The sequence below is a fragment of the Candidatus Nitrosocosmicus sp. T genome, from assembly GCF_054408485.1.
Genome location: NZ_CP166992.1, coordinates 811,577 through 830,624, shown reverse-complemented (window position 1 = coordinate 830,624; position 19,048 = coordinate 811,577). Strand labels below are relative to the sequence as shown.

The following is a 19,048-nucleotide window of genomic DNA, read 5'->3' as shown; positions in this document are numbered from 1 at the left end:
TATAATATATATATTAATTTTTATTGTGGCTATAGAAATAACCCAAATTTTACAAGATTTTGCGACAATAATGATAATCGCAGCGGTAATGACAATTATTTCATATAAATTGAAGCAGCCACTAATTTTGGGATATATAGGGGCAGGCATAATTATAGGACCTCATACTCCCCCTTTCAGTTTCATTAGTAATGTAGAAGTCTTAAACTTGTTTGCAGAGATTGGAATAATTTTGCTGCTATTTACAGTTGGAATGGAATTTCCAATTCGTAATCTGAGGAAGATAGGTAAAAGGGCCACAATCATAACAGTAGCAGAACAAATAGGAACACTGATCGCAGGATTTTTCGTAGGGCAGGCACTAAACATGTCTTTCTATGACAGCTTGTTTTTGGCAGTAGCGTTATCCGTTTCTAGCACAGTTGTGATAATGAAGGTATTAGAAGAATTAAAGATCCTACGAGAGGAGGCGTCATATCTTACTCTAGGAATTCTGATTATCGAGGACATAATAATATTATCGATTTTTGCCTTATTACAATCAACCACGGTAACAGGTAATATATCAATTGTAGAAATCCTCATCCCCATAGGAATAACAGTGGTATTTATTGCAGGAGTTTTGATAATTGGTTCGAGAACAATTCCACGCTTAGTCGATTTTGTTGCAAGGACGAACCAGAGTGATGTTTTGGTAGTGGCTGTGCTAGGTTTGGCCTTTGGCTTTGCCTATGTGTCAAATTTGCTTGGGATTTCAGTAGCTGTTGGTGCTTTTTTTGCAGGTGTCCTGATAGCTGAATCAAAATCACATGCTGTTACAAGTATCCTGACAACACCCATCAGAGATATGTTCGTAGCTTTATTTTTCGTTTCAGTAGGAGCATTAATGGATATCAAATTGATACCAGTATTCATAATACCCGCACTATTACTTGTGGGAGTCACTTCAGCTGTAAAATTCGCTATTGTGTACCTCACCTCGAGATATCAAGGATTTAGCAAACTCACATCTATGCAGACAGGTATTAGTCTCTCATCATCAAGAGGTGGAGAGATGTCATTAATTGTAGCAAAAGGAGGAATAGATATAGGGATAGTGAGTTCCTTTCTATTACCCATTATAGGAACTATAACGCTAATTTCCACGTTCTTAGCGCCTTATTTGATAAAGTTAGGATTAAAACTGGCTGAAAGGAAAAAGGACGTCGATACCAGTTCTTCAAAGTCTCCAAATGATTCTAAGCCAGCAGAACCGAATTAGAAACGTTATAGGACATGTATTATTACTTGGGGATTCGCGATATGCTTTACACTAATCCCCTTTATCCTTTTTAGGCGTATTCTTGAATCCCAAAGGTTTAATTAAATACTAATCTAGGAGCCATTTTCATCATTACAGATCTATTCCAAATATGGCATCATTTAATTTAACAAATATATCTAAGATCATATCAATAGTTGAAATCCCAATTTTTACCTGCAACTGTCAAGTTCGACAATGACATACTAGAAGATGCAAGTGCAGATTAACTCGACAGGACCTTAAGGAAAATGGAATAGGATCGTTATTAGAGATCGGCAGGAAGCGACGGCTAGCTCATTTCAGAAGATTGTATTAAAGTTCAATGCTTTTACAAAGTGAATTAGATATACTAATCTTAACTTTATTTTCGTTGCAGGATCCATTGGTATATGGAAGAAAAAAATGTTAACTCCAAGTTATCATAGGTCTTTGACTCCAAGTTTTAGCCTTCAATTGAAGGATTAGTATTGGTTGGAGATATTATCTTTGTAAATTCTACAGGTTTTTTACCGGCTGCATTAGATGGTTTGTCTGTGGAGCTTGATTCTTCTTCTGATTTATCGCTTTGAGGTGCTATAGAGTCTGTTGTGTCTGTTGTGTCTGTTGTGTCTGTGGTAGATGGTTTGTCTGTGGAGCTTGATTCTTCTTCTGATTTATCGCTTTGAGGTGCTATAGAGTCTGTTGTGTCTGTTGTGTCTGTTGTGTCTGTTGTGTCTGTGGTAGATGGTTTGTCTGTGGAGCTTGATTCTTCTTCTGATTTATCGCTTTGAGGTGCTATAGAGTCTGTTGTGTCTGTTGTGTCTGTTGTGTCTGTTGTGTCTGTGGTAGATGGTTTGTCTGTGGAGCTTGATTCTTCTTCTGATTTATCGCTTTGAGGTGCTATAGAGTCTGTTGTGTCTGTTGTGTCTGTTGTGTCTGTTGTGTCTGTGGTAGATGGTTTGTCTGTGGAGCTTGATTCTTCTTCTGATTTATCGCTTTGAGGTGCTATAGAGTCTGTTGTGTCTGTGGTAGATGGTTTGTCTGTGGTAGATGGTTTGTCTGTGGTAGATGGTTTGTCTGTGGTAGATGGTTTGTCTGTGGTAGATGGTTTGTCTGTGGTAGATGGTTTGTCTGTGGTAGATGGTTTGTCTGTGGTAGATGGTTTGTCTGTGGTAGATGGTTTGTCTGTGGTAGATGGTTTGTCTGTGGAGCTAGGTTGATTTACAGGTACCATAGACTCTGTGGAGCTAGGTTGATTTACAGGTACCATAGACTCTGTGGAGCTAGGTTGATTTACAGGTACCATAGACTCTGTGGAGCTAGGTTGATTTACAGGTACCATAGACTCTGTGGAGCTAGGTTGATTTACAGGTACCATAGACTCTGTGGAGCTAGGTTGATTTACAGGTACCATAGACTCTGTGGAGCTAGGTTGATTTACAGGTACCATAGACTCTGTGGAGCTAGGTTGATTTACAGGTACCATAGACTCTGTGGAGCTAGGTTGATTTACAGGTACCATAGACTCTGTGGAGCTAGGTTGATTTACAGGTACCATAGACTCTGTGGAGCTAGGTTGATTTACAGGTACCATAGACTCTGTACTTTCAGGGGGAAAAATTATGTCCACCTGTCCTAGTGGATCGGTAAAACTATTTTGAAGGTTATTAAATATGCTATTGATATCAAAATTTGAGCTACTACTTCTGTAAGTATTTGATCCTTGAGCTTCAACATTTTCGGAATTCAATCCGTCTGATGGATTTATAATATTATTTTGAAGGTTATTAAATATGCTATTGATATCAAAATTTGAGCTACTACTTCTGTAAGTATTTGATCCTTGAGCTTCAACATTTTGATAAAAAATCATTTGTGCAGTTGGTGCCGTAAAAATCAGTACTAAGAATATTAATAGCATATTTACTGATAAAATCCTTATCATTCAAGTAGTAATAGCATTATATAATAAAGGAGTTTGATAACTCATTACTTGAAAAAATGTACAATATCTTTTTTAGTAAGAAAGATACGAAGAGTGAACAGCAATTCGATGGCTCGAAGCTTATATAGTTATGATATCTTTATCATTTATCACGCTTTAACTAGATTAATCAAAGAATAATTAGACTAAAACAGAGTAAATGAATTGATTTATATGATAAGTACATTCATTGTAATCCGACATTACTACTAAATAATAAGAGAAAGATAGCACCTATCCTTTTTACAAGTATAACATGAATTAGATTCAAATAACAGAACATTACCATCGCACCAGATTTGAACATAATTTTACGAGAGGTTAATATTGTATTGTGTTCTATCATTATTAGATGAATAATTTTGGAATGATTTCGATTTTGCCCCCCTTATGAAATTTTCCCTATCAAATGGGTATACGGATCTTTTCTCGAGTAAAACTTATCTTCTTAGATGGTGCGTTTCCAAAATCGAATAACTTGTTATCAATTTCCATTATTCCAAAATATCTAGAATCGAACTTAACAAAGGGTCATTGTAAACCAATGTCGGTCAAATATACGAAACTAAGAGTTGACAAAAATTCATCAAAGTATAAAGCAACTTTAATAACAATCAACAAAATATAGTCTTTAGATTACACGTTGTTATCAACACATCTGTTATGATTCGATGCAATTGATCAATACTATCTTTGTCCTAAATGTTAGTGTGTTAAAGGGAATAAATTATATATAATGGTAGAGATTTGTGCAATAAATTACTAGACTATGTAAAATAATTTAAGGTGTAAGAATATCTACATTATATTTTAAGGATCCATATGATGGGAGCTGCTTTGAGGAAATATAGTACATAAAAGATGAAGACATTTTCACTTACTAGGGTCAATTGCATTCGATATTTCTGAGTTTTCGAATTGGCCTAATCAGTTAAAACAATAAGGATCCTAGAAAGAGTACTGTGAAGATGACCCGATGATCAAACAAATAACAATAAGAACAATTTACTAATGTTAGATAGGTTTGTTTGATGTTCCTGATCAATATTTCAAAGGCGAATACAAATGTCTTTATGCTATATATCCTTAGTTTTCGCCATCATCCCATTCATAATAATTTTATAAGAATCGACAAAGTCTCTAGCATACATGTTAGCATGTTTTTCTGATCCTTTATGGATTCCTGCTGTGGTTCGCAGATGATGATAGAATTCGTGCATGATTATGAAGGGATTGTAAAAAATATCAGAATTTATGCAATAAATTTTACTTTCTCTTTGGACATATACTGCGTACACTGTCTTTCTCTTTCCTTTGATTGTACCAACAACGATTTGGGGCGGTTTGATCTCATAAAATCTACTTAAACTCTCTAGTGCCTGCTCTGTTTTTTTATCAATAATTAGTTGTACAATATATGCTTTAAAAGTGTCATCTAGTTCTCTTTTCAAGAGTTAATTTCAAGTTGTTTTAGGAATTTATATACGTTCTAATTATTTCTATGGATATTTTACAATTCAGATCTAATTGATTTTTCATCAATAATAGCAGCATCAAATTACTTATAACATATTCAACATATACCTCAATTTAAGTATTGTAGGATAGTAGAGTGACTGAATTCTAATTTATATTTAGATATTATCTTCTTATTTCGTTAATTAAGATCATTATGATATTTAGGAGAGGACTGCTACTATGATAGAATTTTCAATCCTACAAATAGTTGGATCATGCATGGTTACAAACCTAAGACTATATTGCCTTACATAACAGTCTCTTAGTTATCAACAGCGTGAGTCCCACAGATAATATTGAAATAAATACGGCAGTTACAAAGATCGAGTCATAAGCGATACGGGTGGGATAAGATTCATTTGTATTATCGACGGCGGATTTAAAGATCTCTAAATAGATACCAGCAATGGCAGGGCCTAATGACATACCAATCAAGAATACTAGCATGGTGATTCCTAAGGATGTACCAGTCTGGTTTACAGGAGCAGATATCAATGATATATTAAAAGCACCTATTTCTGCTAAAGCTAATCCTATTGCAATAATACAAAGTTCTAAAGATATCACAAATGTAGTTGGATGAAAAACAAAAAGCAGAAAGAATCCGAAAGTACTTATAATACCTCCTGCTAAAGTTGGTTTTATGTTACCTATTTTAGATATTAAGAATCCAGATATAACTGAAATTACAAATGACAAAATCATGAATGGAAGTTGAACACTTGCAGTGGCTAAGGGACCACCACCGAATCCAAGCGGAGTAGGACTCTGTATCAAGATTGGCAAAGTTTGATATATTATAAATAAAGCAATACCGATGTTCATTATCAATATATTAGTAGGCAAAAGAACAGTATCCTTCAACAAGTTGAGATCAATAATTGGGGATTGTGCCCTTCTCTGTGTGAGAATGAACACGGGTAACAAGGCTATGGAAGTTATAAACAGACCTAAAATTATTACCAATAGATTGTTATTCGGACCAGAAATAGAATTCGGTAATAACGTCAGACCCATAAGGAAAGTTGAAACTATACCTACCAATACCAGAGTTCCGCTTATATCTATAATCCCTCGTATTCTTGAGACGAGTTCTTCCGAATCAATTCTAACCCATCTAATTACTACAATTAATAATATTATCATTAGAGGAACTATTGAGAGAAAAGTCATATGCCAGCTAAAATATTCAACAATAGTTGCTCCCAATCCAAGGCCAACTACGGCACCCGCTGAAAAAACTGAAGTAAAAATTCCTTGACCAATTGCAAGTTTTTCATTTGGAAATTTCTCTCTGATAATTGCAAAAGCAACAGGAAACATAGCTAGACCAGCGCCTTGGATTATCCTGGAAATCATCATCATAAAGATATCATTAGATAATCCTCCAAGCAAAGTGCCCACAGAATATACCACGATTACAATCACCAATATCTTTTTTTTCCCATAAATATCAGAAAGTTTACCTATGATTGGAGTCATTACTGCGCCAGCAATTAGATAAGCTGTTAATATCCAAGATGACGTATTATAGGATATCCCGAAATCATCTATCAGATATGGGATAGCAGGAATAAGCATAGTTTCGCCATACATAGTTATTAGTGCAAGAGAGCTAAGGATCATGAGTGTAATCCATGCATCTTTCCCGGAATTCTTTTTATTCATAAATTGAAACCGATCCTTACTTGAGATAATCTCAGTTCTTTGGACAGGCTTATGAATCTCATTATTTTATTGATATTATAGATGTGGACATAATAATAATTACCATTTAACCTAAAGCAATATATTTATTGCATCAGCTACGCTTAATACTCAAAGAATTGTAAGCCTCTTAAAAGAATGAGATATTAACAGAAGGTTTGAATTTTTAAAAATTATGATCATAATTGTCATGTTCAGAACGTATATTCCATTACAACTGCATTAATTTGAAGATCATTAATGAGAAGTAACCCAGACATCGGTCCGTTACAAATATCTAAGAATGGATCGTTAATTTGTGCAAGATTAAGTATAGTTTTAATAAGAGCTTTTTCATCATAATCCTAATAACTTTAAGCAGTACGAAATTTCAATTCATTTTAAAAAGAAGAATTTTATCTTATTTAATACCGACCAATTTACATTTTATTTATTATTATGATGGATTTGAAACTTTGACAAATGAACTAGATTGCTGACTTGTCACCTAAGAACTCATTTTGTAGAATTCATATCGTATTTAGGCTCAAAGTAAACATAGAGGTAATGCATGAAGGATTAATAAGCTGGTAAACATTAATTTTAAATAAAATTAACAACTATACCTCTAAAAATAAGTTAGTATAAATGTAGATGTTTTCACTTCATACTGTGTGCACCCTAGGACTACAGGCCCGGTCAAATGATATATTGCGATATCATAACCATATAAAGATATCAAATGCATTCGAGGATCCGGTTATACATCAATAAAAAATGAAAACATAGTATAATAATAAGGTTGAATTCTAGTGTACCTGTATTAGAAAATCGATTTAGATCTTTCACCAAAAATGTTGGCAGTTTTATTCATAATTGTAGGAGTAGTTTTGGTTTTTATCTTAATGGGTGGATCTCTACAGCAGCTTTTTAGCCCAAGTATTCAGGAGAACGTCGTAGTAAAGATAAAACAGAATGGTACTTGCATAGTCTAAGCACTGGACGGTATACTCAGGTCGATCGAAAATTGTCCTTATTCTCAAGGTCAAAACTTTACAATCTATTATAAGCAAGGAATGCCAAGTATTGAAAGATACCAATAATAGTATCTTAAGAAATCAATTCAGATCGTATTAACGAATGGTATATAGTTTATTACTTTACCATTTTACATATTGCGGTATAGATAAAGCACTTTTCATTTTACCCTAATGAGAAATACTAATGATACAATATTTGCAATTTGATCTTGCTTACTTATTTTTCTTACGAGCTGAGCATGAATGCAATTGAATGTTTTTGCACTCTGTCATGAAAAATTAACCAGATAATTTCCACTAGTTTTTTAACAGGCACTAAAAATATGACTACTATTATAATGACCGTTCATATAATGGAAATGGTGAAAGTATCGACAGGAATTCAACAAATAATGGAATAGGCAAGCAAAGATCTCTTCCCCTCCATCTCGATCCCACATTCCTTCTAGAGAAATGATTTACTTATGTAAGTTTAATATAGAGAATAAAGAAATGGTGACATCCCTCTCAGACGATTCTACGAATTGATCCAGCCTAGTTTTCTAAAGTAATATACCATAACTCCTGCGGACAATGACGAAAGTGTCGCAGTCAAAATAAGTGGAAAGTAATCTATAATTTTTTCCCCCTCATTGACACTGCCTGGAATAACAATGTTCATACCATAGAAAGTTCCTGCTACGGTAATTGGAATTGATAGTGTGAACAATATTGTTAGAAAGCTTAGAATTTTATTTGCTTTTTCTGAATTCAACATATTATCTGTATCTTTGTAAATTTCAATTGTTTCTTTTGACTCGTCAAGGGCTTCTAGTACCTTCGATATATGATCATTAATGTCGTCAAAATAATCAATCAGATCTTCTTCCTCTGCGCTACCCGAAAATCTCTTGACATCTCTAGATGTAATTTCTAACATGATTCGTTTTAGGGGCAGGACTATCCTGCGAAGTGTAGTAATTTCCCTCCGGAGGATAGATATTTCTTTAGCATTTGCCACTTTATCATCAAATACTTCATCTTCTATGTCGTCTAAGTTTCCAATAATTTTCATCAATATGTGAAGTAGATTGTCAACCAGAGCATCTAAAATGGAATGCAATAGGTATCCTGGAGATCCACCCATGAGATTACTCCTGCTGTTCTGATCGCTGATTTTACAATTTCTAAATAGTTCAGTTAACGGATGGAGATCACCCTGAGTAATTGAAATTAGATAATCCTTACCTATAAACAAAGAGAGTTGGGTAAAGCTTGGAGCAGCTCTTTCTTTCAGAGAATTTGGAAATTGAAGTATAACAAAGATATGGTCGTCATACCTATCAATTTTTGGGAGTTGATTCTTTGACAAACAATCTTCGATATTCAACTCATGAATAGGAAATTTTTTGGATATTATATCCATTTTTTCTCTTGTGGGCCTTTCTAAGTAAACCCATAACAGATCTTGATTAGTGATTGTTTCCAAACCGTCAACATAATCAGGAAAATCCAATTCAAATCAATATACAATAGTCGATTGAGTATATAATGTAATGGAAAAACACATTATAGGTCACGATATTACAAGAAAAAATAAGTATGAATTAGGCAAAGATCCTGTTCATGTGTAATGTGCAGCCTAATATCATGGTGAGTTATTCCGACTATTAATCTCATTTACAATATGCAGGTGAATCCACACATTTTAATTGCTGAGTACCGTAGATAGGGGAATCTCCAAAATGATTATTAACCCTAAATGGATCCAACAAAATACTAATGGCACTGTCACCTAACAAGGTAATGCTTGTTGGTACATTATGTATTGGTTCGTCTCTCAAGGTCACAGTTGTGGTACCATTAAGATGTATAACATTACTTATAGCGCTGTCAGTTGGTGGGTTGTTCAAGGATAAATCATAGATTTCATGTGAATGAGAAGAATTACCATCTGTTTTTACCATATAAAATGATCCGTTAAATGTTGGAGATTCCGAACTAAGATTTTCCATCCTATATACACCGCCTACTATCCAAGTAGTGCTGTTATCTAGTGGATCATTCTGTAAGCTCGTAATACCTCCTTTTATCAAATCTATGGTAGAATCGGTAATATTTTGTGTTGGATTACTAGTCATGTTGCTAATACTTGAATTATTACTATTGTTTATGTTGTTAATAGTATCGGTAATCGATTGTTGGACCTGACTATTGATAGCCGATTGCAGGTCTTGTTGATTTTGTTGGATCGACTGACCAAGAGACGAAGTTGCATAAGAGTTAATATTTACACTCGAAATTGTATAAGCACTCACCAATAGTGTTGCCATCATCGAGACAAATAAAATTGAAAGAAATTGGCTGTTTGTCATAGAACTACATCATCGATATTGCTATTAAGAATTTGCAATTTAAAGAATTAATGTCACGGATAGTAATGCAGAATGACAGCGTCCGGTTAATTAAGAAAGTAGTGGAATACTATAGTCTTAGTTGAATGGAACCTATTACTTAAAACGTTTATATTCACTCTAAATTAAATTAATCCAAAAAGAATTGAAACTTTATTTATTATTTAATCGCATTTGACGAAAACTATGTACTTTATAACCTTTTCCTCTAAATATTCTTTCATCTACTTAATCGATATTTAGAAAGTTTAAAAATAAATGTTGTTTTCCGACGGAATCCTTTGCAAATGTTAGGTTTTTCATTTAATTTATTTTTTGGATATGATAGCTGGTTTTCACTTTTTGAGATTTGTTAAAAATTCTAGTAATCATAATTAGATATTAGTTTGCAATTCGATGTTCATATAAGAAGGATAACTTTCAAATTATGGGTTAGAGCATTTTCTATAGATATCCAATAATAAAAAGTGCCATAGCAGCTGCCATAGCAGCGCCCCATACTAATTTGTTCCAATCAAAAATCTTTTGGCCATCTAAGATACCCATGGGTATAAGATTAAACATGGAGATCCAGCCATTAAACGACGCACCAACCGTGAAGTAAGGGTTAGAGGAGTCGTAAGTCAAAGCTAAAATCAAAAATGAAAAACCCATTGCCAAGTTTGTAAGCGGCCCTATGAGAGCCACCCTACCAAATTTAGATCGGTCATAAATCCTGACCATCACTGCTCCAGGAGCGATGAACTTGAAGGGCATTATAGGAAGAGCAGAGATTGCCGTTAGAATAAGACCATATATCTCAGCTCTGAATTCTGACCAGCTACCATAATATTGGGCCAAAAACTTATGAGCCAATTCGTGTACTAGAAAAGCACTTGTAAAAATTGCAAGGAATTGCCAAGAGAAGTATCTATAATTATTCAATGAAAGACCTACACAAATTACAAGTGCAGTAGCTACTGAAAGATGAATGAGTTCGGTTTTTGACGTCTTTATGTTCAATATATTACCTATGTTTCGTAATCCTGATAGATTGGATTTGCTATCTGGTTTATCGTTAAAGAGGGTACCTTGTATCCGCTTATTATAGAAATTTAAAAAAGGGCATGAATGATGTAAAGGATTTCTATGATCACTGCAAAAGTATTCTTTACAGTAATTACATCTAAAAGGTAAGCTAGCCACCAATCCACAAGTATAGCACTGGATAGGATTTTTTTTTCTTTCCGTAGTCATAGTAATGGATTAATGGATTCCAATAAGCATGAAATAGTGATCGAACACTCAGTGATCGTAGATAATAGAATAGCATTATTATTTAGAAATGATGGCAATTCTAGTTCATTTCCCTAGATATTTGAGAGTCCAAATCCTCATATCTTACTATAGCAGATTCATTTATATCAAATTAACTTCAAAATTACAGTAAAATTCAGAATATAGAGATTTGCAGTATCTTACTGAGAACGTATTTGTGACATGTTATAAGTATTTGTGACATCTTCTGCAGTATTATTGGAAGAGTTCGTTTCATTGATTATAGTCATTGGTAGATCAGATGTTGGAGCTTGTGCCTGCATGGATGGAATTATTGGTATTGCAAAAAGGGTTGAGGATGCCAAAAGCGTAGATATCAAGAGTAAATATAGTTTAAGCATTTCCAATTTATATTTTTAACAAAGTATTTAACACCTATTAAAAAAATCTAGTTATTGGTAAAAATATTAGGTATGTTCTCTCATGAGTATTATAAGTTATCCCTATATTGTAGTAACTAAATAATATTAGCTTTTGACAAGCTTAAGTATTCATGCCTGATTTCATTTACCCATCGCTAAATAGGCTTTGCGTATTATTTATCAAATATCATAGGAACTTATCAAAACAAATTAATGTAAAATTAGAAAGATATCTCAGAATGAAGGAGGTTCACAATGCATGCTTTTGACGAAATCTGGAAGTGTGACCATAAAATTATACAGATTATCAAAATACCCAGATTCATATTCCTTAACCGAGATAAGGTTTGTTAGATCACAAAACAAAAGTATATTGTTTATGGGGCCAAACATTTTAGACAGGAAGATCGGGATTAAGGGGGAAAACACTATTTCTAAAATTAGATGAGGTAACTCGACTACATGATAAAGGATTTACTGGAAAGCTAACCAATAGAATCAAATCTAGATAATGATTTCCACAAATACCAAGTAGCTATACTCCTATAAGGTTTCCATTTAGACGATACTTCTAGCATGTACGCGGGAGTAGGTAGGTCTGATAAATTATATAATTTTTGAATTGCCTTTTTTACCCCTAAATCGTCCAATGGAATTACATCTGCGCGATTCAGGCTGAAGATAAGAAACATCTCAGCAGTCCATCTACCAATGCCTTTTACTTTAACTAATTCAGTTATGATTTCTTCGTCTTGAAGTTTGGGTAAATAATGGATATTTAATTCACCGGAAGCGATCTTTGTTGCCAAATTCTTAATATATTCTATCTTTTTGAATGATAGTCCTATTCTAAATCTCAAAACAGTGTCAGGAGTTGAAATTATCTGTTCGGGAGATGGTATAGCATTATCATAATATAGTAGAAATCTTGAATATATCGCATTTGCAGCACTGCCGGCAAGTTGCTGATAGACTATAGATTTTAGTAATGATTCAAAGAGATTATCGTGGATCTGAATTGAAAAATTTCCGATAGATTTAATTAATTTCCCGAGTCGCATGTCCTGTTTTGAAAGTAATTCTAGTGGATCCGGATCGCCCATATTCTACACATAAAATAGTTTTGATCATGTTTTAAGATTTTCTTTGATATCTAACAATATCCCTTAAACTAGGGTTAAATATATTCATGCTTTTTGATTATTTTCTGCTAGTGAGAAGATTTACATGTATTATTCTGGCCTTAAGTTAATCGCCATCAGTCTGTTTTGTTCATGATTGTTGTATTCAATCATCTTACTAAACCCAACGGTGATAGATCCTGGTCATGCATAGCGCCAAGTGGAAACTTAATATGCATAAGCACCATCAGCAGGTCTACACTGATTACACAAAGTGGCCTTTTCATTTGATCCTTCTTTTGATATCTTCATTACTTCAACGTTTTCTAATCCACACTCTTCGCATCGTCCCTTCATGAAGATATTTGGAGAATAATACTTAAAATAGTTCATATTCTTGTTTATGCAGAGAATTCTAATAGTAAAATATCAGTTATTTTCCACAAGTTCTGTGGATGATGCTTTAGCAACGCCTAAAATAATATCATTTAAGTAACTGGTCAATTGTTTTAGAAAATGAATCTTTTCAACTCAACCAGTTATCCAAGTCGATAGAAATAATCATTATCTTCTCTTAATGGTTTATCAGAAAATTTTGATTTGCAAGCTAACAGACAAATATTCAATCCCATAGCTGCAGAATTCCTCGAGATCAAAACAATAAGTTCTTTTCCCATTCCATAAGTCATTCATTACCATGAGACCAATAATCAAGATAAGAATGAATCAAATCGAACGACATCTATTTTTTAGTTTGACTATTTTCATTTTCTGAATCAATGTGCTAGATAACGCAAGACACGTACCAATAAAACCGACAAAAGTGAGTAAATGATCAATCATAAACAATTATAACAGATACTTTATACTCACAATATTGAAGAAATTCTAACCAACCATAGTTAGTCCCCATTTGCAATCTTTCTTGGTTCAATATTTATTCATAGTAAATAAAAAAACAAGAGGAGTAGTAATATATCCAACTTTTTCTGGCCCTATCACATGAATTACTATATTACCATCTAGAAAAAGAATTTTTTAAATCATGTCAGATTGAATCTGCCGCAACTTGAATTATCTGTCTCATTCGGATAGGTTTTTGTAAAAATTTTTCAATATATTTATTTTCTAAGAGTTCATTTTTAATTGGCTCATCCAAATTATATGCTGAAATTAGGATTATCTTTATTCCATTCATTTTCTTAATCTTCTTGGCAACATCATCGCCCAACATATCACCTAATTTATAATCCAAGAAAAGGAGATCAATTGGAGATCCATTCGCTTTATTCTCAAGATATTCACGTATACATTCTGCTCCTGAACAAACTTTTATGACATCATATCTCAATTCTAACACTCTGGAATAAAGATCAAGTAATTCCTTTTCATCTTCACAAATCATTACCACTTTCCTTTTCTTGGCATTTGAATTAGAAGATTTCATAATCCTAAGTTACCTTTCTAACTATTAAATTTTAACTGTAAAATATTCAGATATCACTATGAAGGTAGTAGTAGTAATTACATATTCAAGTTCCCTTTTAAACCTCAATTTACATTTCATGTAATTAATTATAGATGGGTTCCACAATCTTGGTCCTTTCTGTCCAAGGGTTAAAAGATATATTGCTAGTTCAGTCATGTTCATCCAAAAAGGAAGCTTCCTCGTCCCAGAAAGGTTGTCGAACTATACCATAACTCATTAAATCATAAATAGCGCAGCTGAGACCTTGAGATTGTAGTCAAATGGCCTCAGATATAATTATTAGTCTAGATGCGTTCTCAACATCCAGGCCATTTTTTCATGAATTTCCATTAAACCTATCAGAAAATCATTGGTCCCCATATCATTATATTCCTCGTCGCATTTATCTGCACTTTTTCGTAGATATTTTATAGTGCTCTCATGATCCGTTAATAAATTAGAGATCATTTTTAAATCAGACGGATATTCCCCAGGATTTTCCTTCAAATTGGTAATCTGCATAAACTCATTCATCGTTGCAACTGTGGCTCCACCTAATTGCCTTGTTCTTTCAGCAATTTCGTCAATCATTCCATCTAATTTTTCATATTGTTCTTGAAAAAATTCATGTCGCTCTTTGAAATCCTTGCCAACTACATTCCAATGGTAATTACGCGTTTTTGTAAATAGCAAGTATTCGTCGGCTAACAAAATATTAAGAATACCTACAACCTCTTTTCTGTTTTCTGCTTCAATGCCTATATCTATATTCTCTTTCATTTCAGTGGTTTGCTTTTCTAGCATGAATTAACAATATGGAAGAAAGTTATTAAACCTAATACGAATTTTTTCACCTCGCGGTTAGTCATTGCAGAAAGGCAGTAGTTAAAACCCTACTCACTGCCAAACCGTTGACTAAATAATTTAATTATGCTGAAAGTTTTATGACCGAGGCTGTACTAATGTAATTACTATAGACGATTTTAAATATAGTTTTATTAAAGATACAGAGATTTTTAAAAACACTATTGATCTAGAATAATTACCAGTTCTCTTTTCTTCTTTTATCAGAATGGTAACATATGACGGCATATTTCTTAACATCAAAACATGAGTTAAATTGATCAATAAATGTTCTTTAATGTACTCTGCTTTATTTTTGTATTTGATCGAGACTGAGTTATGCAACTTTGATATGTTCATTAGTTACATTTCTTATTTTCGTGTTTGCAAAACGCTGTTACTCCTAATCCCAATATACTTGCAGCTATGGGACTTATCAAAAGAGCCGAACTCGGTGGTAAATTCAACTGATCCATAATATGATTAACTAAGGATGCACCATTTAGATCGTTTCCAGATGTCACCTTCTTGTGAAGACTGCCTGTTGAATCACATAACTCTTCGTGTAACGCATCTGCATATGCAATCCATACAGATCTACCATCAGGATTCGTCTTATTAAATTCAAAATCGACTTCATAAATAGCAGGCATGATTAAATCTACGTCTACCTTATTTTTCCTATAATTTATCAGAATTTCTTCAAGTTTATAATAAACTGTTCTAAGATTGCCATTGGAATTTTGAATTTGCAAAGCTACTTGTTCTGCCAGTTTTCCTGCTTTTTCAATATCAGAAAAGCTCATTCATATCTCAACTCCCTTTAGATTTTCGGGAGTTCATTGCTTATAACATTTTAAGTACCATAATTAGATAATCAAATAATTTTCCGTTATAATAGTTTCAAGTAAAGTCAGCATGACATCGATAATTTTCGTCTTCTATGAATATATTATGGATTTCTAATTGAAAATGAACTAATTAACACATAGACCCCAGAATGTAATTGCAAGTCATACGTTTTATCCATCTGTATGTTTGGATGAGGGTGCAGTAGCATGTAAACGATGCCAAAGATGCACTAAATGATGGGAACATTGTGCAAGCAGGTTCGAAACTAGAGATAGTTGACACTTTGCTCGATCAATTAGATGCTATGACTAGTAAATCCGACTAGTCCACAATTATTTAAGATATCGATATATACCGATAAATTAGACACATATAATAATTTTTATAACAAATTGCACTTGAGATAAAAATGTATGTATAGACGATGTGCCAGTAAATGAATGACGAAATTACTATTATTTCTGAAAGTACCAATCCAAATCAAGGTGACACTGAAAAATACCTAGTTTTAAGTAATCATTATAGGTGGGAAAAAATAAATTTAAAATCCTATTGTATAGACGAACTACTAAAGATTGTTAACGAATTAAGACCAGAAATTATAATAATTTTTACAGCCGATATGCATGGAAAGGCAGTTGTTTCATTTCTTGAGTATTTTTTGTCAAGAAAATTTAAACCTGTTATTTATGAACTTTCATCCGGTTATAGAGGAATAGCAATTTCAAGAATTATTATCATTAAAATGCAAAAGTATGTTTAATACCGTCATAGAAAATGGTCAAACAACTAATGATTAATGGTACGGGCACCCACAGGACACCTTAGTATAAGTGCAACTTCTCTTTTACTATTCCCATTTAATCCTGCATTTTTAGGAGTATTATCTAGTAAGATAAGATTAATAAAATCGACTAAATTGAGATCGGGTGGTATAAACCGACTACCCGTTAGAGCTTTATGATCAGATCTTTATCTACCAAAGATCCGAAAATTAAATGAATTTCCATCCTAAAGAAAGTATGTTACCATTGTATAGAATTACATTTTGAATATTACTATTGTTAATTTTTGGCTAGAAGGAATGAAGTAGAGGATTCAATAGCATCAACACTCTGTTTACCTTTCATATGGATACTCCTAATAAAATGATATGAATCTAGCAGATGTGACTACGGCTTTAATTGTTCTAATAAAGAAATCATATCTACCAGATTCAACACTGAACGTATTTAATATCCTGAAAGTAAAAGATGGTCATACCACTTCTCTAAAAATCTTATTGGTTGGAGGCATCCTCAGAAACTTATCCCTGTGAATCCCAAGCAAAGTAAATCGACAAGCTACCTTAAATTCCTCGGTAATAGTCTCATCAAATATGATTCTAAAATCAGTAATGGCGTTCCAAAGAAAAGAGATAAATTGTTTAAATCCCTCTTTGTTCGTGGTAAATTTTGAGGGAAACCATGTATCATTAGGTAATTATCATAAAAGTCAAAATAAGATGTGCTCTAGCTTCAGGATCATTAAATCTTTCAGACAATTTTCGAAGAACTTTTCTCAAGAACTCATTTATTGACACACATAGAATACATAATCCTTTTACTCAAGATATCCGGTGCTTTATTAACCATTAGTTTTGGCATGCCTTCACATCTTGGGTTGTGTTACAACTGTCAAGGTGATACCAGGATTTTCATTAATCTACACGCATAGGGACAAATCATTATGCCTTGATACCACAAGAATTTGGACCAGATTCAAGATCCACTTGATCGACCCTATCGCAGGAGATCAAGTTCTTATTTAGATAGACTATTTTTTCGTAATTCATTGGATGAGGCGGTATGTTTGAAGTTACGAAATCTATGAATTTAATTTTAGAATCAATTATAGTAGTCAGTCTTTGTTTGATAGCTCCCAATGAATCAAGAATGGGTTTTTTATGTTCAAAAGCGGAGCTGTAATGTGCAGGGAGTATAATTGTTTTGTCAGGTAGATTAAATATCACGTCATGGTAAGTATGGTAAAGTTTATTGGTATAATCCTCTGATTTATTATGAAGATCTGGCCTTCCCACCCCATTTACAAAAATGGTATCACCTGTAAAAAGATAGTAATTTGAATTGCCATCATTTTTGTCAAAATTATCACCACTATTTTCTTGTTTGCCTATATCTTCTTTTTGAGCAACATTATGTATTTTCAATAAGTAACTCATGCTGCCATCTGTATGCCCAGGGGTATGAATCGCTTCTAAGTAGAATCCATCTCCTATCTCAAATTTTTCTCCCGCTGTGATTAATCTATATTTTGGTTCCTTTTCACGTGATAACTGTTGCGTGATGTAGCTTTCAAATGAACTGACTGCTATCTCTGATCCATACTTTATAGCAACTTTGACTGAACCTGATAGATGATCTGCATGCATATGAGTGTCAAGTACTTTACTAACTATAAATCCATTTTCTTGAAGCAGATTATTGATAACGGTGTCAATCTCGCATGTAGCATCAATAATTATTGCTTTTTTCTCTTTTGTCGATGCAATAACATAGCTCATACACCCTTTTGATATTCGTCTTATTTGCCAAATTTTCAATGTAATATTTGATTCGATATCTATTGGAGCAACATCGTACAGTTTACTCCATCCAGTCATACCTCCTTCAACAGTCCTAACATTATATCCTAAGGAAGCAAGTGTTTTTGCTGCCATAGAAGACCTTTGGCCGTGAGCACAAAATGTAATAACTTCTTTATTCTTTGGAATCTGTTTTAGAGAATCTATAGAAGCTAATGTATCTACTGGGATGACAAGTGAATCTGGATAGTTGTCGTATGAGATAGTCCACAAATCATGTTCCTGTTTACTTCTGACATCCAAAATAAAAATGTCTTCGCCCTCATCCATCTTTTTCTTTAACTCTGTTGGTTTAATAACTAAACTATTCTTGTCATCATCAATACCATTGTAACTTGTCATTGGTCTAATCATATTCATAAATTGTAAACTGAGATTTATAAATCATAAATTGATATTGGATATGATATATTGAAAAATAAGTAAATCATTTATCATTTATTTCTTATCAGTCCAAAACAAGTTCGCCTGGATAGTCAAAGTCAGTTACTCGATCATCAGTATATGCACGTTAGCAAGCTTGAAAAAATGAATGAGA

The 19,048-nt window shown here is 33.3% G+C and carries 16 protein-coding genes and 1 pseudogene; 2 read left to right on the top strand and 15 right to left on the bottom strand.

What is annotated here, in order from left to right; all coding sequences use genetic code 11:
• Positions 1–25: 25 nt before the first annotated feature.
• On the top strand, positions 26–1,261 hold the full coding sequence (locus tag AB0A59_RS04340; RefSeq protein WP_458746799.1) for a cation:proton antiporter domain-containing protein: 1,236 nt from the start codon (positions 26–28) through the stop codon (positions 1,259–1,261).
• Positions 1,262–1,745: 484 nt separating this feature from the next.
• On the opposite strand, the gene AB0A59_RS04335 is transcribed toward AB0A59_RS04340, so the two are convergent.
• From AB0A59_RS04335 to AB0A59_RS04275, 13 genes are all read right to left on the bottom strand, one after another.
• Positions 1,746–3,227 (bottom strand): hypothetical protein, encoded by a 1,482-nt coding sequence (locus AB0A59_RS04335; protein ID WP_458746797.1) that lies wholly within the window; start codon positions 3,225–3,227, stop codon positions 1,746–1,748.
• Positions 3,228–4,342: 1,115 nt separating this feature from the next.
• Entirely contained in the window at positions 4,343–4,717 is a 375-nt protein-coding gene (locus AB0A59_RS04330; RefSeq protein ID WP_458746795.1) for a hypothetical protein, read from the bottom strand.
• Positions 4,718–5,021: 304 nt separating this feature from the next.
• Positions 5,022–6,452: an MFS transporter gene (locus AB0A59_RS04325; protein WP_458746793.1), complete on the bottom strand. Its 1,431-nt coding sequence runs from the start codon at positions 6,450–6,452 to the stop codon at positions 5,022–5,024.
• A gap of 1,575 nt (positions 6,453–8,027) precedes the next feature.
• A complete protein-coding gene (locus AB0A59_RS04320; RefSeq protein ID WP_458746792.1) occupies positions 8,028–9,005 on the bottom strand; it encodes a magnesium transporter CorA family protein in 978 nt (325 codons plus the stop codon).
• Positions 9,006–9,165: 160 nt separating this feature from the next.
• A complete protein-coding gene (locus AB0A59_RS04315) occupies positions 9,166–9,864 on the bottom strand; it encodes a hypothetical protein (protein ID WP_458746791.1) in 699 nt (232 codons plus the stop codon).
• Positions 9,865–10,347: 483 nt separating this feature from the next.
• Positions 10,348–11,139, bottom strand: coding sequence for an AN1-type zinc finger domain-containing protein (locus AB0A59_RS04310; protein WP_458746789.1), 792 nt, complete (start codon positions 11,137–11,139; stop codon positions 10,348–10,350).
• Positions 11,140–11,360: 221 nt separating this feature from the next.
• Positions 11,361–11,561, bottom strand: coding sequence for a hypothetical protein (locus tag AB0A59_RS04305; protein WP_458746787.1), 201 nt, complete (start codon positions 11,559–11,561; stop codon positions 11,361–11,363).
• 506 nt (positions 11,562–12,067) lie between these two features.
• A complete protein-coding gene (locus AB0A59_RS04300; protein WP_458746785.1) occupies positions 12,068–12,685 on the bottom strand; it encodes a DNA-3-methyladenine glycosylase family protein in 618 nt (205 codons plus the stop codon).
• Positions 12,686–12,931: 246 nt separating this feature from the next.
• Positions 12,932–13,096, bottom strand: a complete 165-nt coding sequence (locus AB0A59_RS04295) for a hypothetical protein (RefSeq protein WP_458746783.1) — start codon at positions 13,094–13,096, stop codon at positions 12,932–12,934.
• Positions 13,097–13,242: 146 nt separating this feature from the next.
• The gene (locus AB0A59_RS04290; protein WP_458746781.1) at positions 13,243–13,380 is read right to left on the bottom strand and encodes a hypothetical protein; all 138 of its coding nucleotides are present in this window, start codon (positions 13,378–13,380) and stop codon (positions 13,243–13,245) included.
• 371 nt (positions 13,381–13,751) lie between these two features.
• Positions 13,752–14,150 carry a response regulator gene (locus AB0A59_RS04285; protein ID WP_458746779.1) on the bottom strand — a complete coding sequence of 133 codons (399 nt, stop codon included), beginning with the start codon at positions 14,148–14,150 and terminating at the stop codon, positions 13,752–13,754.
• Between the two features lie 321 nt (positions 14,151–14,471).
• Positions 14,472–14,975 (bottom strand): Dps family protein, encoded by a 504-nt coding sequence (locus AB0A59_RS04280; protein WP_458746777.1) that lies wholly within the window; start codon positions 14,973–14,975, stop codon positions 14,472–14,474.
• A gap of 398 nt (positions 14,976–15,373) precedes the next feature.
• Positions 15,374–15,820, bottom strand: coding sequence for a hypothetical protein (locus AB0A59_RS04275; protein WP_458746776.1), 447 nt, complete (start codon positions 15,818–15,820; stop codon positions 15,374–15,376).
• A 482-nt stretch (positions 15,821–16,302) separates the two neighbouring features.
• Between AB0A59_RS04275 and AB0A59_RS04270 the strand changes: the two genes are divergently transcribed.
• Positions 16,303–16,629 carry a hypothetical protein gene (locus AB0A59_RS04270; RefSeq protein ID WP_458746774.1) on the top strand — a complete coding sequence of 109 codons (327 nt, stop codon included), beginning with the start codon at positions 16,303–16,305 and terminating at the stop codon, positions 16,627–16,629.
• 494 nt (positions 16,630–17,123) lie between these two features.
• Here AB0A59_RS04270 and AB0A59_RS04265 read toward each other — a convergent pair.
• Positions 17,124–17,294: pseudogene (locus AB0A59_RS04265) on the bottom strand (hypothetical protein); the annotation flags it as partial.
• Positions 17,295–17,592: 298 nt separating this feature from the next.
• Positions 17,593–18,852 carry an MBL fold metallo-hydrolase gene (locus AB0A59_RS04260; RefSeq protein ID WP_458746772.1) on the bottom strand — a complete coding sequence of 420 codons (1,260 nt, stop codon included), beginning with the start codon at positions 18,850–18,852 and terminating at the stop codon, positions 17,593–17,595.
• Between the last annotated feature and the right edge of the window lie 196 nt (positions 18,853–19,048).

Excerpts from the sequence above, each read along its gene's own strand:
- AB0A59_RS04325 (WP_458746793.1), bottom strand. The coding sequence starts at position 6,452 with ATGAATAAAAAGAATTCCGGGAAAGATGCATGGATTACACTCATGATC.
- AB0A59_RS04260 (WP_458746772.1), bottom strand. The coding sequence starts at position 18,852 with ATGACAAGTTACAATGGTATTGATGATGACAAGAATAGTTTAGTTATT.
- AB0A59_RS04295 (WP_458746783.1), bottom strand. The coding sequence starts at position 13,096 with ATGAACTATTTTAAGTATTATTCTCCAAATATCTTCATGAAGGGACGA.
- AB0A59_RS04275 (WP_458746776.1), bottom strand. The coding sequence starts at position 15,820 with ATGAGCTTTTCTGATATTGAAAAAGCAGGAAAACTGGCAGAACAAGTA.
- AB0A59_RS04290 (WP_458746781.1), bottom strand. The coding sequence starts at position 13,380 with ATGGGAAAAGAACTTATTGTTTTGATCTCGAGGAATTCTGCAGCTATG.
- AB0A59_RS04305 (WP_458746787.1), bottom strand. The coding sequence starts at position 11,561 with ATGCTTAAACTATATTTACTCTTGATATCTACGCTTTTGGCATCCTCA.
- AB0A59_RS04270 (WP_458746774.1), top strand. The coding sequence starts at position 16,303 with ATGAATGACGAAATTACTATTATTTCTGAAAGTACCAATCCAAATCAA.
- AB0A59_RS04335 (WP_458746797.1), bottom strand. The coding sequence starts at position 3,227 with ATGATAAGGATTTTATCAGTAAATATGCTATTAATATTCTTAGTACTG.
- AB0A59_RS04285 (WP_458746779.1), bottom strand. The coding sequence starts at position 14,150 with ATGAAATCTTCTAATTCAAATGCCAAGAAAAGGAAAGTGGTAATGATT.
- AB0A59_RS04300 (WP_458746785.1), bottom strand. The coding sequence starts at position 12,685 with ATGGGCGATCCGGATCCACTAGAATTACTTTCAAAACAGGACATGCGA.
- AB0A59_RS04315 (WP_458746791.1), bottom strand. The coding sequence starts at position 9,864 with ATGACAAACAGCCAATTTCTTTCAATTTTATTTGTCTCGATGATGGCA.
- AB0A59_RS04310 (WP_458746789.1), bottom strand. The coding sequence starts at position 11,139 with ATGACTACGGAAAGAAAAAAAAATCCTATCCAGTGCTATACTTGTGGA.
- AB0A59_RS04280 (WP_458746777.1), bottom strand. The coding sequence starts at position 14,975 with ATGCTAGAAAAGCAAACCACTGAAATGAAAGAGAATATAGATATAGGC.